17 protein-coding genes are annotated in these 16,271 nt (G+C 42.5%); 9 read left to right on the top strand and 8 right to left on the bottom strand.

Features of this window, described 5'->3' with window-relative positions:
- Positions 1 to 78: 78 nt before the first annotated feature.
- From G458_RS0113570 to G458_RS0113535, 7 genes are all read right to left on the bottom strand, one after another.
- Positions 79 to 480, bottom strand: a complete 402-nt coding sequence (locus G458_RS0113570) for an energy transducer TonB (RefSeq protein ID WP_051287286.1) — start codon at positions 478 to 480, stop codon at positions 79 to 81.
- Between the two features lie 214 nt (positions 481 to 694).
- Complete coding sequence (locus tag G458_RS21480) at positions 695 to 1,213, bottom strand: energy transducer TonB (protein ID WP_051287283.1); 519 nt, start codon at positions 1,211 to 1,213, stop codon at positions 695 to 697.
- A 110-nt stretch (positions 1,214 to 1,323) separates the two neighbouring features.
- Entirely contained in the window at positions 1,324 to 2,088 is a 765-nt protein-coding gene (locus G458_RS21475) for an energy transducer TonB (RefSeq protein ID WP_051287281.1), read from the bottom strand.
- 29 nt (positions 2,089 to 2,117) lie between these two features.
- Entirely contained in the window at positions 2,118 to 3,464 is a 1,347-nt protein-coding gene (locus G458_RS21980) for a M56 family metallopeptidase (RefSeq protein WP_026952380.1), read from the bottom strand.
- Entirely contained in the window at positions 3,464 to 3,835 is a 372-nt protein-coding gene (locus G458_RS0113545; protein WP_026952379.1) for a BlaI/MecI/CopY family transcriptional regulator, read from the bottom strand. The genes G458_RS21980 and G458_RS0113545 overlap by 1 nt, the downstream gene beginning before the upstream one ends.
- A gap of 146 nt (positions 3,836 to 3,981) precedes the next feature.
- Positions 3,982 to 4,818: a DUF4249 family protein gene (locus G458_RS0113540; RefSeq protein ID WP_026952378.1), complete on the bottom strand. Its 837-nt coding sequence runs from the start codon at positions 4,816 to 4,818 to the stop codon at positions 3,982 to 3,984.
- Positions 4,818 to 7,202, bottom strand: coding sequence for a TonB-dependent receptor (locus G458_RS0113535; protein WP_026952377.1), 2,385 nt, complete (start codon positions 7,200 to 7,202; stop codon positions 4,818 to 4,820). The genes G458_RS0113540 and G458_RS0113535 overlap by 1 nt, the downstream gene beginning before the upstream one ends.
- Positions 7,203 to 7,342: 140 nt before the next feature.
- On the opposite strand from G458_RS0113535, the gene G458_RS0113530 reads away from it, so the two are divergent.
- The 4 genes from G458_RS0113530 to G458_RS0113510 all read left to right on the top strand — a co-directional run bounded on the left by G458_RS0113530 (position 7,343) and on the right by G458_RS0113510 (position 10,807).
- Positions 7,343 to 8,308, top strand: a complete 966-nt coding sequence (locus tag G458_RS0113530; RefSeq protein WP_026952376.1) for a VWA domain-containing protein — start codon at positions 7,343 to 7,345, stop codon at positions 8,306 to 8,308.
- Positions 8,308 to 8,952: a hypothetical protein gene (locus G458_RS0113525; protein ID WP_026952375.1), complete on the top strand. Its 645-nt coding sequence runs from the start codon at positions 8,308 to 8,310 to the stop codon at positions 8,950 to 8,952. The genes G458_RS0113530 and G458_RS0113525 overlap by 1 nt, the downstream gene beginning before the upstream one ends.
- Positions 8,942 to 9,550 carry a hypothetical protein gene (locus G458_RS0113520; RefSeq protein ID WP_026952374.1) on the top strand — a complete coding sequence of 203 codons (609 nt, stop codon included), beginning with the start codon at positions 8,942 to 8,944 and terminating at the stop codon, positions 9,548 to 9,550. Before G458_RS0113525 ends, G458_RS0113520 begins: the two co-directional genes overlap by 11 nt.
- Before the next feature lie 78 nt (positions 9,551 to 9,628).
- Positions 9,629 to 10,807: an acetyl-CoA C-acyltransferase gene (locus tag G458_RS0113510; RefSeq protein WP_026952373.1), complete on the top strand. Its 1,179-nt coding sequence runs from the start codon at positions 9,629 to 9,631 to the stop codon at positions 10,805 to 10,807.
- Between the two features lie 67 nt (positions 10,808 to 10,874).
- Here G458_RS0113510 and G458_RS20800 read toward each other — a convergent pair whose 3' ends face one another.
- Positions 10,875 to 11,879, bottom strand: coding sequence for an FAD:protein FMN transferase (locus G458_RS20800; protein ID WP_051287279.1), 1,005 nt, complete (start codon positions 11,877 to 11,879; stop codon positions 10,875 to 10,877).
- Between the two features lie 118 nt (positions 11,880 to 11,997).
- Here G458_RS20800 and G458_RS0113500 point away from each other — a divergent pair, with 118 nt between their 5' ends.
- From G458_RS0113500 to G458_RS0113480, 5 genes are read left to right on the top strand one after another with little or no spacing between them, the layout of a single operon-like run.
- Positions 11,998 to 13,134, top strand: a complete 1,137-nt coding sequence (locus G458_RS0113500; protein WP_026952372.1) for a toxin-antitoxin system YwqK family antitoxin — start codon at positions 11,998 to 12,000, stop codon at positions 13,132 to 13,134.
- A 57-nt stretch (positions 13,135 to 13,191) separates the two neighbouring features.
- Positions 13,192 to 14,133 carry a phosphoribosylaminoimidazolesuccinocarboxamide synthase gene (locus G458_RS0113495; protein WP_026952371.1) on the top strand — a complete coding sequence of 314 codons (942 nt, stop codon included), beginning with the start codon at positions 13,192 to 13,194 and terminating at the stop codon, positions 14,131 to 14,133.
- Between the two features lie 13 nt (positions 14,134 to 14,146).
- A complete protein-coding gene (locus G458_RS0113490; RefSeq protein ID WP_026952370.1) occupies positions 14,147 to 14,524 on the top strand; it encodes an STAS domain-containing protein in 378 nt (125 codons plus the stop codon).
- Positions 14,521 to 15,453, top strand: coding sequence for a ribonuclease Z (locus tag G458_RS0113485; protein WP_026952369.1), 933 nt, complete (start codon positions 14,521 to 14,523; stop codon positions 15,451 to 15,453). The genes G458_RS0113490 and G458_RS0113485 overlap by 4 nt, the downstream gene beginning before the upstream one ends.
- Complete coding sequence (locus G458_RS0113480) at positions 15,446 to 16,237, top strand: queuosine precursor transporter (RefSeq protein ID WP_035468221.1); 792 nt, start codon at positions 15,446 to 15,448, stop codon at positions 16,235 to 16,237. Before G458_RS0113485 ends, G458_RS0113480 begins: the two co-directional genes overlap by 8 nt.
- Positions 16,238 to 16,271: the final 34 nt, after the last annotated feature.

The following is a 16,271-nucleotide window of genomic DNA, read 5'->3' as shown; positions in this document are numbered from 1 at the left end:
TAACTATGCGTTTTCAAAACCTATAGAAAAGCCGCTGGACTTCGGATTCAGCGGCTTTTGAATAAATTTTGGTTTAGTCTATAATTTGAATTTGATCGGCAAGGTCATTTGCGTATTCACAGATTCGCCATCCAATCTTCCAGGAGTCCATTTTCCGGATTCAGCTACAATCCGTTTGGCTTCTTCATCACAACCGGCCCCAATCCCCCGGATGATTTCGATATTTTCGACAGAGCCATCAGATTTGACAACAAAGGCAACTAGAACTAAACCTTCGATACCCTTTTCCTTGGCAGTTTCAGGATATTTCAGATTGTCGATCATGTATTGAGTAAATCCCGGCATTCCTCCCGGAGGAACAGGCATTTCATCCACTTTCTTGTGGACGGTTTCTTGTGCCTTAGCCTCGAATGCCAAAAGCTGAAGTGAAAGCAAAGCGAAGAAGGCAAAAGTGATTCTTTGGATGTGTTGAGTTTTCATAACAAGAATATTAGTTAATTAAGTTTGTGTTATTGTTTGGAAGAGAAAGGAGAGATTTCTAACAATTCCTCAAATTTATTAGATGTATATCCCCTTTCTTACTAGTAGGCCGTACTCTATGAATAAATTCCCGCTTGAAGTTCAGTTTTAGTCAGCTTCGGACTTCCGACTGCTAAACCAAAGAAATTTTGGATTGTGGTGCAATTGCGGATAATCATAATTTATTATTAGCCATTTCAAGATTGCTTTCGCTCAGCTTAAATCTGATCGGCAATCTCATTCGGGTATTTACAGCGATTCCATCTTGATAGCCAGGCTTCCAATTTGGAGACTGAGAGACTAAACGAATTGCTTCTTCGTCAGCTCCTCCACCGATTCCACGAAGAATTTCAGGATTGGATATAGACCCATCTGAATTGACAGTGAATACCACAATCACTGTTCCTTCAACCCCATTTGTTTTGGCTTCTTGAGGATAGCTGAGATTATTTTTTAGGAAAGCATTCCAACCCTGCAAGCCACCAGGGGGATTTGGTTGATCCTCCACCACATCAAAAATTTCTTTTCCATCTTTCCCAACATTATTAATTCTTGCCATTAAGTTGGATGGTCCCATATTGGTGGTTTTTTCCACCAAAGTAGGCCCTTCGATTTCTTCAGTTTGATCCATTTGGCAAGCTGTAAAGCTTAATACCAAAACACCACCCACAAGATTTAAAATACTGTTTTTCATGACTTTAAATGATTAAATAGTTTATAGTTTATTTTTAGATTAACAAAATATTCTCCAAGCCCATGATTTTTTATGGGAAATAGGTTTGGAATTCGAATAAGTTGATTGGGTTATTTTACCGGAGGATAGCCGATAACTACCAAATACTCGCCATAATGATCGGCAATTGCTTTTTCTCTTTGCTTGCCGGGAGTATTGTGTTCTCCCTCATCCTGAAGGATAAATCTAATCGGCATACTGACTTGGCTAGTGATTATTTGCCCGTTTAGTTTACCCGGCGTCCATTCCGGCCCCTCAGACACTGCTCTTACTGCCTCTTGATCGAGAACTGAGCTAACACCTCGTAAGACTTCCACATTCTTCACCTTGCCTTCTGCATCTACTTTAAAGCTCAATACAACCGTGCCTTGGTCACCTTTTTCCCTAGCTTCCAGAGGATAGGTAATCGACTTAGCTAAATATTTATTCCAGTTCATTTCCCCACTGGAAGGAAGCGGTAGTTCATCTAAAGCATAGAAAACTTTATATCCGGTTTTATTGGGGTCCTTCTCAGTGTTCAACTCTGAAAAGAGAATATCAACCTGACTTTTTCCATCTATCGGAAATTCCTTAACCACTGGTGAGGAAAAATGGGAAAGGATCAAGGTTGACTTTTCATTGGGAACACTTAGATCAAACTCTCCATCCTCATTGGTCAAAACTCCAATGTTGGTTCCTTTGACCAAGATAGCGACACCAGAAATATTTCTTCCCTGCTCCGATTTGACTGTACCTTTCACCTGAAAAGTCATAGCCGTTTTTTGCGAATAGACCTCTAGGGTAAAACCGATCATCAAACAGACCAATAATGCTCTCAAATAAAATAAGCTGTTCATAGGCTATTGGTTTAGTTTTTCAAAATGGATTATTGGTAGGCTACCACAGTCACATTCGGTTGTTCAGATTGCATTGCTGGAAGAATTTTTCGTTCCTCGACAATAACTTGATCGCTGTTTGCCATCTTAAATCGAATCGGCAATCTCATTCTACTGGACACGGCTTTTCCTCTCTGATAGGCTGGTTTCCAATTTGGAGAATTCATTACCACTCGTATGGCTTCTTCATCAGCACCTCCTCCGATTCCTCTCAAAATTTCCGCATCCCGAATCGACCCATCATTATTGATTACAAAAACAACAATGACTGTCCCTTCAATTCCCAAATCCCTAGCCTGTCGGGGATATTGAAGATTTTTTGCTAGGTAAGAGTTCCATCCTGACAACCCTCCAGGCGGCTCTGGCTGTACTTCTGTGATATCAAAGACTTCATCAGCCTCTTCAGAAATTCTTGCACTTAAATTACTCAGACCCAAACTCTGAGTTTTTTCAAGCTGGGTTGGCCCCTCGATCTCTTGTTCTGGGGTGATTTCACAGGAAAAAACCGCAAACAAGATCCCTATGGCTGGGAGAAGAGCCAAAAAGCGAACTTTCTCAACCGGACTTGAAGTTGACCGAGTCAGCATCATAATCCTCTTTTTGGTTTGAAACTGGTTGAAGTTGTTCATAAACTGCCAGCCGGACTTGGGCGTGATCAGTTGAAGTAGGAGTGTCGCATATTCCTTGGGCGAAACCTGGGAGGTTACCCCTTGATCGGCTTGGTACTCATGGACTTCCCGAAGGGATTTTTCATAACTATAGATCAAAGGATTGAACCAAAACAGGACTTTTGCAAAGTTGACCAGAAGCAAATCCCAGCTATGTTTTAAGCGCACGTGCACCGATTCATGAGCCAAAATCTGCTTTTGCTTGGGATCCTGTGGGTCAAAATCCGGCATCAGAATGTAGTCGAAAAATGAAGCTGGAATAAACTCAGGATGAATGGCTACCCAATAATTCTCGAATCTGGCCAATTTGGCCTGTCCGATCATCCTTTGGGAAATCATAAATCCCAAAATCAATCTGGCTGCCACAAATACAGCTCCTGCAAGGTATACTGTAAATAAAAGCTCCATCCAGGTCCAGGTGGAAGCTTCCACTTCCACCTGCTCCCCTACCTGAAAAGCAGGTAGCGTAAAATCCCTGACAGCCTGGGGACCGAAATTCACCCCCTCAAAACTTATCAATGGAATCACCAAAGAAAGACCTAAAATGGATAACAAGGCGGCCCTATTCCAACTGAAAAAAGTCAGTCCGCTAAACAATCCCCTATACACCAGCAATGAAACAGTCAAACAAACGCTGGCTTCAAACAAATAAACTAGGATCTCATTCATCACTTTTTAGCATCATCCATACCGTCAATCAACTTCTGAAGATCTTCAATTTCCTTTTCAGAAATGTTCTTTTCTTTCACCATAAAGGAGAGAAAATTCCCAACCGATCCGCCGAAGAAATTTTTGACATACCGGTTAAACGACTTTTTGCTGTAATCTTCCTGCTTTACAATGGCCTTGTAAAGATTCACGGTTCCGTAAGTTCTGTGAGTGAGGTATCCTTTCCTTTCAATATTTCGGATGGTGGAAGCCAAAGTAGTATAAGGTGGTTTTGGATCTGGGAGTTGCTCCAAAATATCCCGAATAAGCAATTCCCCTTGATTCCAGAAAATGGTCATGATTTGCTCTTCGTGCTGATTTAATTCTTCCATGATTTTTTGATTGGGTGGTTTTTTTATTACGAATGTTTAGTAAGTCTACGATTTATTCTTATTTCACGCAATTTTATGGATGGTTTTTTTCAAAAAAAAAGGAAAACCCTACCGGATTTCCCTTTCTCCCTGTTTTAATATGAGTCTCAATCGTATTTGGCTTGTATCACTACCGTCCTAGCCAGAACCGGTGAAACCATAAAATATCCCAGTACCTCCGATTTACCTTGAACAACTTTGATGTTGGATTCGGGATTTTGGGGAGGCGGACTAAATAATCCCCCATCGCTAAATAGCAAATTGACGAGTTGGTTTAAATAATCGAAGGCGTCTCGGTTCATTCGGTAGAGCTCCAGGCGGACACGGTCGTTTTCTTTGAAAGCATAGCCAAGTTCCAGCCCTTGTTCGAAAAATTTCAACCCAAAGGTATCGTCAAAAAGCAGGTAATCATCCCGCTGATTTTTTAGCGTATCATTTTCAATAACTCGGATTCTATAGTTATTGTCTTGTTTGAAAGGAACTTTACCATATACCTTGATGTAATATCCCTCGTCCCGGAAAAGTCTCTTTTCCTGAAATTTCCAAGTAACACTGTCCACTGTGGGAGGCTCCAGCATGACCCCTTCGGAGCGAAACACAAAATCCTTCCATTTCACAAACAACTGATAGGTCTCGCCTACCACTGCTCTTTCAGCGGGATTAACAGGCCGATAACTTTTTGTGGCTCCGAAGTATCGGAAAGGAATGACTTTTTCAGTTCCAGGAATTGTAATCACGACCTCCGCATCTGTGATCACTTTTGAATCCAGAGAATCGTAGTAATCTTTCGAAAGCGTGATTTTCACCGAATTATATATTCCATTGTCGGTCCAAATTCCCTCAATCGTGGGGACCAGCTGATCTTTTTCTCCCAGAGGAAGAAACACTTCCTCTTGACAGGAAAAGAAAATCACCGACACAATCAGCAGCCAAACTCTTTTCATCAGAATTGGAAATTATAGGTAATCGATGGAAGAATGGTAAACAAGTAAGTCATCACCACACCTGGACGAGAACTCGTAATTTTTCCGTCAGAAGGTTCAAACCTGAAATCATTGTTGTAGATATCTCTGAATTCATAGGCGAATGGATTCTTTCTGCCATACAAATTGTAAATGCTGAAATTCCAGCTTCCTCTCCACTTCCTTCCTTTGTCAGCATTTCTCCAAGTCACAGAAGCATCCATCCTGTGGTAATCCGGAAACCTATCCTGATTCCGGTAATTGGAATACAAGGGTACCTTTTGATTGTCAACCTCATAGGTACCTACGGGAAAAGATACTGCCAATCCGGAAGTATAAATGAAGGTCAATCCAGCAGACCAGGCTGGAGAAAACTCATGATTCAGCACAAAAGTGAGGTCATGCGGGCGATCATATCGGGGATTATAGGATTCTCCCAAGCTTACCCCGGCAATTTGTCTCCAGGTTCTTGACCAGGTATAGGCTAGCCAACCTGTGGTCTTTCCGGTGTTTTTTCGAAGTAGAGCTTCTACTCCATAGGCCCAACCTTCCCCTGAAAGGATTTCGGTCTCAACCTGATCTGTAAAAAGAACCTGAGCCCCGTTTCTTAAATCAATGACATTCTGCAAGTCTTTGTAATAGCCTTCCAAAGAAAACTCCCAGCGATTTCGATCAAAATTCTTAAAGACGCCTAAGGAAAACTGATCCCCTCGGATAGGCTGGGTATATCTATCAGCCAAAACCCATCGATCAATCGGCAAGCCGGCAGAGCTATTGGAAGCAATTTGTACGTATTGAAAATTCCGGTTGTAGGCTGCTTTGAAGGAGAGTTTCTCATTCACCAAATACCGAAATGCTACTCGAGGCTCAAGGCCTTGATAAAACTCCATAGGCTCAAGTTTCCCAAAGGCGATAGAATCAGTTTCCAGATTTCGATTTGGGATATCGTTGGGGTAGGTGTATTCTACTCCCTCGCCTAATTGGTTATATAGTCCCCATCGAAGCCCTGCTTCAGTGCTTAGCTTGGGAGAAATCTCATAGCTAAGGCTGGCAAAAAGGTTATTTAACAGCCCATTTTTGGGATTTGTCTTGATGGCCTGAATTCCGCTATCCGGATCCGGATCCAAGTCTATCGGGGCAAAATAATAATACTGGCTGTGAAGCCCCCAGTTGGCAGAGGTCTTGGTATTCAAATTCCGAGTCCAAATTGCCTTGATTCCTGATTCGGTAAGAAGGTTGGACCATTCAAATCCATTTTCAGGATCATTGATATCTATTTTATAGGAATATCTAGAATGATAGGCCTGAAGATCAAAAAACGAATTTTCAGAATTAACGTGGTTCCAATTCACCGAACTTACCCAGTTGGTCCAGCCTAATCCAAACTCCTTATCCAAGCCCAAGAAATCAGATCCCTGATAAGTACTGACCGAAAGTTTGTCTTTTTCTCCCAGGATAAAAGAAAACTTCCCACTCAAATCATGAAAATTCAGTTTGTTATTTTTCAGGTTTTCATCAGAAGAAAGCTTCAAAAAAAGATCGGCATATGTTCTTCGACCGCTGATGATAAAACTCGAGTTTTTGCCAAATAAAGGGCCATCTAAAGTCAGACGGGATGAAATACTTCCAATTCCTCCATTACCGTGAAGTTGTTCTTTGTTTCCTTCAAGCAAGGTGATGTCGATCAATGAAGATGCCCTGCCTCCAAAGTTAGCCGGCATATTTCCTTTGTAGAGATCCACTTTTTTGAGCGCATCAGGATTAAAGACAGAAAAAATCCCAAAGAAATGCGAGGCATTATAGACAGGTGCTCCATCCAATTGAACCAGATTTTGATCAGCTGAACCGCCCCTGACAAATAGGCCGGTGGTCCCCTCTCCTGCTGTTTGGACCCCTGGAAGTAGCTGAAGACTTCGCAGCAAATCCACTTCCCCAAACAAGGCCGGGATATTTTTTATGGTTTCAATGGGAACGCTGGCCTTCCCCATGTCCAGATTCTTGATTTGCTCATCTGGTCTCCTTTCCTGGATGATAATTTCTTCCAGTCTGAGTTCCTCTGGCTTCAAGAAAAAACGGAGGGGTTTCTCAGCATCCTTCTGGCTGATTAGGCGGATTGACTTTTCGTAACCTATGTAAGAAATGACAAGTTTTGCGGGGAGAGGTTCGGCTTGGATTTCAAATCCTCCTTCCAAATCAGTAACGACTCCAGTAGAGGTCTTGCCTTCCCAATATACATTCGCGCCGATTAATGCCCCTGAATTTCCTGCATCCAGAACCTGCCCTTTGATTTTTTGATTTCCTTGGGAATACCCTCGGAGGCATGTTGCCAGACAAAAAATTAAGACTGAAATCCGCAAAAAAGGCATATAATAATGATTCGATTTTTCTCTTGCCCAACGGCACCAAGAAATTAATGTTTGTTAATTCTTTCGAAAGTTTTCAATTCTTACCCACCGCTTACCAATTCCCACCTTTCAAAATTAGGTTTATTTCCTAATTTCAGGCCATGATTTGGGCATACCCTGACCTAAGATTGATTTTGATTCTTGGAGGATTATTTATCCTTCTGTATATCTTCTATATCTCCAGATTTCTGATCATCAACAGGAAATTAAAGGTGGAGAAACAACGGCTTTTCACCAAACTATTTCTCCGGACTCTTTATTTTATTCTCTTCCTGATTGCTTTTGCAGGGCCTTCCATCGGAAACTCCTTCAAGGAAGTGCAGGAAGAAGGAAAAGATATTTTCATTGCCGTGGATCTTTCCCAGTCCATGATCGCCACCGATGTCGGCCCGAACCGCCTTGCCCGGATACAGTTTGAATTGAAAGAACTGCTCAAATCCTTCCCTTCAGACCGGATTGGCCTGATTATTTTCAGTACGGAGGCGTTTATGCAGCTACCTCTTACCTATGATCAAGCGGTATTGAACCTCTACATTGATGGACTGAATATTGGCTTGGTTCCCAACTTGGGAACAGACTTGAATACTCCTTTAAAGCTCGCCTTGGACAAATTCGAGAAAGATGAAAGCCCAGAAGTAAAGGCTAAAGCAATCGTTCTGATCTCTGACGGAGAGCATTTCGGTGACGATTTGGATGATATTACCGAGCAACTGGAAGACCAGGGTGTAAAGGTTTTTTCCCTTGGAGTAGGTACAGAAGCGGGTGGTCAAATGCCTCGAGGAAATGGTGTCGTGATTGACACCAAAACAGGAAAGCCAGCTTTGACCAAGTTGGATAAAGCTCCATTGCAGTATATCGCTTCCCATACTGGTGGAGAGTATTTTGAAATCTCAGATCAAACCAAGGAAATGGGTAATTTGATCTCTGCTTTAGATAATCTTGAAGGTGGTATCACCAATACCAGAATGGTGGAAACCAGCTCCAACAAATACTTTTATTTCCTTTTGGCTGCCTTAGGTCTAGCCATGATGGACATGATATTACCCGTAAAAACCATTAAACTGTGATGAGTTGGAGCAAGTGGATTTTCGGTTTGTTTTTGATAATCCCATCCTCTTGGACCAGGGTAAGCAGGTTAAATTCTGCTATCGAAAAAGCCGAGACCTCCTACGCTGAGGCTAAATATCCAGAATCAGCAGAGGATCATTTGGTTTTGGTCAATGACTTTCAGTTAAAATCTTCTTATCTGGATTTTGACTTGGCTCTGAGTCATCATTATGCCGATAAACTCGAAGAAGCTGCTACCTATTATGATCAAACCACCCAAAGTGAGGATAAGGTTTTAGCCTCATTTGCCTACAACCAAGGGGGAGTATTATTGGGGAATAAACAGGAATATCAAGCTGCCTTGAGTAAATTCCAATCCGCATTGATCAAGGATCCGGGAAATGAGCAAGCTCGCTATAATTATGAACTTTTAGCCCGCTGGCTAAAGCGAGACGAAGAGCGAAAGGAAAAAGAGAAGAATAAGCCCGAACCCTCAGAGTTTGCCAAGCGAAAAAAAGCAGAGGCGGACCGATTGGTGGAACAATTTCGTTTTGCCGACGCTTTAAAGGTTATGAATGATGCCTTAGCGCAGGATGAGACTGTGGCTGCTTATCAGGATTTTATCAACTCACTCAAAGACGTCGTAGAGATCAATGAAAAATAAACTTGGAATCCTATTTCTGGGATTGATTTTCCTAGCCTCTGGAGAAATCTTTGGACAAAGCTCTGGAGATTACTTCAACAGAGCTGCGAGATCTTATGTCAAAACCGAAAAGGATCAGGCACTTCAAACTGTCAATGACGGCCTTGCCAAATTTCCCAATGATGCCAAACTGAAAGCGCTGAAAGAAAAGCTCGAGCAAGAGCAGGAACAAGAGCAGCAGCAAAACCAACAAAATCAGCAGCAGCAGAACCAGCAGAATAAAAACCAACAAAGTGAGGGTGAGCAGGGTGATTCTCAATCCGAGCAGAAGGATGGGGAAAAAACCGATGAGGATAAAGCCAAGGAAGGGCAAAAAGGTCAAAATCCTTCTGATAAGAGTGAGGATGCAGGGGAAAATGCGAACGATCAAATGGACGCCAACCTTGCAGACCGCCAGAAAAAGTTGGAAGAAATGAGAGAAAAACTCAAGGCTATGAATCTCTCTCCAGAGCAGGCTCAACAGATTTTGGAGTCCCTGAATGCTGCGGAACTTCGCTACATTCAACAAAACAAGAAAACTCCCACCCAAAGACCCAAAAAAGGTTTACCGGATTGGTAAATGATGGCTTTGCGGATGAAGCTTATGCACCGGAGTTTTTGAAGAAATTAAAACAGAACTTAAACCCAAATAAACATGATTAAAGAAGTCTATATCGTTTCGGCTGTTCGAACCCCCATTGGAAGTTTTGGTGGAAAACTTTCCGGAATGTCAGCCATAGAGCTTGGAAGCACAGCCATCAAAGGTGCCCTTTCCAAATCTGGAGTAAATGCCGAGGCCGTTCAGGAAGTTTTTATGGGCAATGTGATTTCGGCTAATCTTGGTCAGGCTCCCGCCCGTCAAGCTGCTATAGGAGCAGGAATCGGATATCAAGTACCCTGCACTACCATCAATAAAGTCTGCGCTTCCGGGATGAAAGCCGTGATGTTTGCAGCGCAATCCATCATGCTGGGCATCAATGATGTCGTGGTCGCAGGAGGAATGGAAAGCATGTCCAATGTGCCTTTTTATGTGCCCAAAGCTCGATTTGGCTACAAATATGGAAATGCCGAACTGGTAGACGGCTTGGTAAAAGACGGACTATTCGAAGTGTATTATAAATTCCCTATGGGAAATTGTGCCGACAATACCGCCAAGGAAATGAATATTTCCCGAGAAGATCAGGATGCCTATGCTATCCAATCATACAAAAGATCAGCCGAGGCCTGGGAAAAGGGAATGTTCAAGGACGAGATAGTCCCTGTGGAAATGATGGGAAGAAAAGGAGAAACCATCCTGATGGAGGAAGATGAAGAGTACAAGAATGTATTTTTTGACAAAATCCCTTCGCTAAGGCCAGTTTTCGATAAGAATGGAACAGTAACAGCTGCTAATGCCTCTACCATGAATGACGGAGCCTCTGCTTTGGTACTAGTCAGCAAAGAAAAGGCTGAGGAACTTGGTTTAAAGCCTTTGGCAAAAATCAGAGGTTTCGCAGATGCTGCGACTGATCCTCTTTGGTTTACCACAGCTCCCGCATTGGCAATTCCAAAGGCTTTGAAGCATGCCGGTGTATCCTCCGATGAAGTTTCATTCTATGAAATTAACGAAGCATTTTCCGCGGTAGCCTTGGCCAACCAGCGCCAGCTTAATCTGGACAATGATAAATTGAATGTATTTGGGGGTGCTGTTTCCTTAGGCCACCCACTGGGTGCTTCGGGAGCTAGAATTATCACTACGCTTAATTCCGTACTACATAAAAAGTCTGGCGACATCGGCGTTGCTGGAATTTGTAACGGTGGCGGAGGTGCTTCAGCACTGGTCATCGAAAAAATGTAAATTCGCATCCATTCCAACCCAAAGAGCAGGCCCAAAACCTGCTCTTTTTGCTTTAAATGAGATAAGATTAATTTTTCTCCGATCTGGGGAATCCAGAAGTGTAATCGATCAAGAGTTCATCTTTTCCACCGATCACAAACATCGCTTCCAGTCCCGGAATCGACTCAGCCAATGCTTTGGCCTTCTCCGGTCCCATAGACATAAAAGCCGTAGCCAAGGCATCGGCTTCAGTAGCTGATTTGGCAATTACAGACACCGAAACCATAGAGTGACTCACCGGGAATCCTGTAATCGGATCAATGATATGGGGTCTTCTGACTCCATTTTCATCCACGTAAAACTTCCTGTAATTCCCTGAACTACTGATTGCCAAATGGTCCAATTCCACCTTAGCCAGAAGGACATTTACATTTCCCAATTCTACTTGAACAGGATCTTCTATCCCGATGGACCAGATTGCGCCTCTTGAATTCAGCCCTTTTGCTTTCATCTCGCCTCCGATTTCTACCAAATAGTCCTTTACTCCCGCCTGATCCAATACCGCTGCCAGCTTGTCAATCGCATAACCCTCACCCAGACCAGTTATATCCAGTTTGACTTCTTTTTCCAAGGCAACAAAACCAGTATCTGTTTGCGATATTTTTTGGGCAAATCCAATCAACCGCTTTAGCGCAGCTACTTTGGCAGAGTCCATCGATTCCCTTTGCTCAAAAGAGAATCCCCAAGCTTTGATCAACGGGAAAAGTGTGGGCTCGAAGAATCCCTGACTCAGTTCATGAAACTTTTTGGCAGAATCCATCATTTCCAGAAATGTGAAAGATGGATCTTTCAAAACCCCAGATTGATTAAAGGATGAAACCTCGGACTCTTGGATATAAGAATTGGAGGCGGAATTGATCAGAGCAAAAACGGAATCAAAGGCAGGCTGAAAATCCTGTTCCAATTCACTGACTTGAATTTTATAGTATGTACCAAAAATCTCTCCCTGATAGGTTCGGTATTCTTTTTCTTTTTCCTCACAGGAAACCAAACACAAAAGGGAAAAGAGCAGTACTAAAGGGGAATATCTCATTATGGAAATTGTCTGGATTTGACTACAAATCTGTTTAAAACTCATTTTATTCTTCCAAAATTACTCAAATTGAATTCTAGGGAGTTAATTTTCACAAAACTTAAACTTCATTCCAGAAATGGATAATCCGATTATTACTATCCTTTCAGAACGACTCAAGAAGAATTTCTTAAGCCTTTTTTTGCTGATTTTGGGAATGACTGCATTTTCTTCCCAAGGAAATACCCAAGACATCCACCGCACTTATTATGATGAAGACTCTCTTCTGATTAAGGAAGTTTTCACCAAAATCAATGGAAAAGCACAGGGAGAAGTTCGGCTTTTTGACCTGAATGGAAAACTGGTTTTGATCGGAAATCTCAAAGATGACAAGCGTAACGGCCTTTTTTATGATCTGGATCCAGATACTGGAGATACTTTGAGGATTGTAAAATTCGAAAACAACCTCCGCCAAGGCTTGACTCAGAGCTTTTTTCCTAATGGGAAAATCAGTCAGGAATCCTATTTTGTCGATAACCAATTAGAAGGACCAGTCATTTCCTATTATGAGGATGGGACGGTGAGGGATCGGTCCAATTTTAAGAAAAACAAGCCCGATGGAGTCACTGAAAGCTATTATCCCAACGGGAAAATCAAATCCAGAATTTCTTTCGTGGCAGGACAATACGATGGCAAAATTGAAGATTATGATGAAGATGGTAAGCTCCTCTCCTCCACCAGCTATTCTAAAGGAGTATTACACGGCCCTGACATTCAATATTTCAGCAGCGGTAAAATCAAGTCGCAGCGCAATTTCATATTTGGAGAATTGGATGGAGAGTACCTTTTACTTTTCGAAAGTGGTCAAGTTGAGCGCAAAGGATTTTATAAAAAAGGCCTTCCAGAAGGTCAGATGTTAGAATATTTCCCGGACGGAACGGTGAAAATGAAGTCCATTTATTCCAAAGGAACTCCAGTTCAGCCTACGCTATACTATTATGAAGATGGTACCCTAAAATCCAGAATCAGCTATGATTCCAACGGTCGAAAAATCCGGGAGGAGAGTTTTTACCCTAGCGGGAAACCATTTTCCTTAGTTCCTTTTCAAAATGGTGCCGAGCAAGGTCAAGTGAAAATTCTTCATGAAAACGGCAATCCCAAGGAAATCAGAAACTATAAATCCGGCAGATTGGATGGAAAGCAAGAATGGTACGATGAAAACGGAGTGCTGATCCGGACTGAGTTCTATGAAAACGGAATTATTGTCAAGAAATAAGGCCAGACCTAAGGCAAAGGAAAGACCTTTTTCTATTTTTGCCGAAACGATTATACAATGAGCAATGCCATCAAAGAAACCCATTTCCAATTTCCGGGACAGGTGGGTTTTTACAAAGGAAAAGTAAGAGACGTTTATATCTTCGAAAAGGAGCTTGTTGTCGTCGCCTCCGACCGAATTTCTGCTTTTGATGTGGTATTGCCACGTCCGATTCCTTTCAAAGGTCAAGTGCTCAACCAAATTGCTGCGGGATTTTTGAAAGCCACCTCGGACATTGTTCCTAACTGGGTTACAGCTACCCCCGATCCTAGTGTCACCATCGGCAAGCGTTGCGAACCTTTCAAAGTGGAAATGGTTATCCGCGGCTATATGTCAGGACATGCCGCTAGAGAATACAAAGCTGGCAAAAGAATGCTTTGTGGGGTTCCCATGCCAGAGGGAATGAGAGAAAACGATCCCTTTCCTGAACCTATCATCACTCCAACCACAAAGGCTTCAGAAGGCCATGACGAAGATATTTCCAGAGAAGAAATTCTGGCTCAGGGCATCGTAAGCGAGCAAGATTATGTCATTTTGGAAAAATACACCAGAGCATTATTCCAAAGAGGGCAGGAAATGGCCAAGGAAAAAGGCTTGATCTTGGTGGACACCAAATATGAATTTGGAAAATACGGAGATGAAATCTTATTGATCGACGAAATCCACACTCCGGATTCCTCCAGATATTTCTATGCTGATGGATATGAGGAAAACCAAGAGCAAGGACTACCACAAAAACAGCTTTCCAAGGAGTTTGTCCGCCAATGGTTGATTGCCAATGGCTTCCAAGGTAAAGAAGGCCAAACAGTGCCTGAAATGACTGATGAAATTGTAGAAAGTATTTCGGATCGCTATATTGAGCTTTTCGAAAAAATCACCGGTGAGAAGTTTATTAAAGCTGAAATCACTGATATTGAATCCAGAATAGAAACCGCAATTCTGGGCTATCTAGCCCAATAATCCAAAAATTAGTATGAAATACACCATCGATAAAAAAGAGCAATACGTAGTTTTCACTCCTATGGAAGAGAAATTGGACTCTCTTCTTGCTCCAGCATTGAAGTCAGAACTTTTGACGATCCATGCTGAAGGGTTTTCGAATATCGTCCTGGACATGAGCCAAGTGAAATATGTAGATTCAAGCGGGCTGAGTGCTCTCTTGGTAGGAGATCGTGAATACGGAAGAAACGGAGGAATTTTCGTCATTTCCGGAGTGCAAGAGCATGTCATGAAGCTTTTGAAAATCTCCATGCTGGACAAAAAACTGAACTTGGTAAATACCTTGGAAGAGGCCGGTGAAGCCATCTTCATGCACGAAATCGAAAACGGAGAAGAAGAGGAGGAAGATTGATCCCTGATTTTGAGATCACCATTTTAGGAAACACTTCTTCCATCCCCGTACATGGAAGAAACCACACTGCCCAAGTCGTTAGATTTGGGCAGGAGTGTTTATTACTGGACTGCGGTGAGGGAACTCAGATCCAGATGAGAAAATTCAAGGTCAAAAGCTCCAAGATTTCCCATATTTTCATTTCCCACCTGCACGGGGATCATTACCTGGGTTTGGTAGGCCTCCTTTCCAGCTTTCAACTTTCCAAAAGAACCCAAGGGCTTACTATTTTCGGACCTAGAGGATTAGATGAAATCATCACCACCCATTTCAGATGGAGCAACACTCACCTCTCCTACCCTCTGAGATTTATTGAAACCCAGACAGATGGCTTGAATCTCCTGTGGGATCATCCTCGGTTTTCAGTTTTCAGTTTTCCTTTGGTTCATCGACTTCCCACGACAGGATTTCTTATCCGGGAAAAAGAGGGCCCCAGAGGCCTTATCAAAGAAAAGCTCCAAGAGAAAAAAATCCCTTTGGAAGCAATTCAAAATCTTCGTCATGGCCGGGATTTTAAAGATTCAGATGGAAATCGTTACCTGGTCAAAGATTATTGTCATCCCCTTCCGGCTCTACGGAGTTATGCGTTTTGTTCCGATACCAGGTTTGAACCGGGCTTGGTGGAATATATTTCCGGAGTGGATCTACTTTACCATGAATCGACCTTTCTGGAAGCGGATGCCTTTAGAGCCAAAGACACTTTCCACAGCACCGCAGCACAGGCCGCTGAAATAGCCAAAATTTCCAATGCAAAAAAGCTTCTTCTTGGCCATTTTTCCTCCAGATATCGGGATTTGGACGAAATGCTGATAGAAGCACAAACAGTATTTTCCAATGTAGAGTTGAGTATCGAAGGAGACACTTATTCAATTATGCCTGCTCATGAATGAACAAAACCACAGCCGGAAAACCAATCTCTTTTTCATCCTGGGAAGTATCTTTCTAACCAATGCGATTTTGGCAGAAATCATTGGGGTGAAAATATTCTCGGCGGAAAAAACACTTGGCTTTGATCCTGTCAACTGGAGCTTTTTCGATGAATACATTTTGGACTTCAACCTTACCGCTGGAGCGATCATTTGGCCCGTGGTATTTATCACCACTGACATTATCAATGAATATTTTGGTAAGAAGGGAGTTAAAAAAATCAGCTTTATAACCGCCGGATTGATTGCTTACATTTTTGTCATCATCAGCATTGTCACGGTTTTGGTACCTGCTGACTTTTGGATTGAAGTGAATTCTGAAACCCCAAGCGGAGAAAATTTTGACATCAACTATGCCTTCAACTCGATTTTCAGGCAGGGATTAGGGATCATCATCGGCTCCCTAACTGCTTTTTTGTTGGGCCAATTGATAGACGTTTTCGTGTTTCAAAAACTTCGTGCAATCACCGGCGCCAATATGATCTGGCTTCGTGCTACCGGTTCTACGCTGGTCTCTCAGTTTATAGATTCGTTTGTAGTGTTAGGGATTGCTTTCTATGTTTTTGGAAATTGGAGCTTGAGCCAAATCATCGCTGTAGGCTTGATTAATTATGTCTATAAGTTTTCAGTGGCCATACTTCTGACTCCCCTGCTTTATGTGGGACATGGACTGATTGACCGTTATCTGGGAAAAGAGCTTGCTGAAGAGATGGCTAAAGAAGCCTCCGAGGATCGGTCATTTCTGTAAAGGACACCTACCAAGCCCTCCTAAAAATAGTTCA

Source organism: Algoriphagus mannitolivorans DSM 15301 (assembly GCF_000429425.1).
GTDB lineage: Bacteria > Bacteroidota > Bacteroidia > Cytophagales > Cyclobacteriaceae > Algoriphagus > Algoriphagus mannitolivorans.
This window is presented reverse-complemented; position numbering and strand designations above follow the sequence as displayed.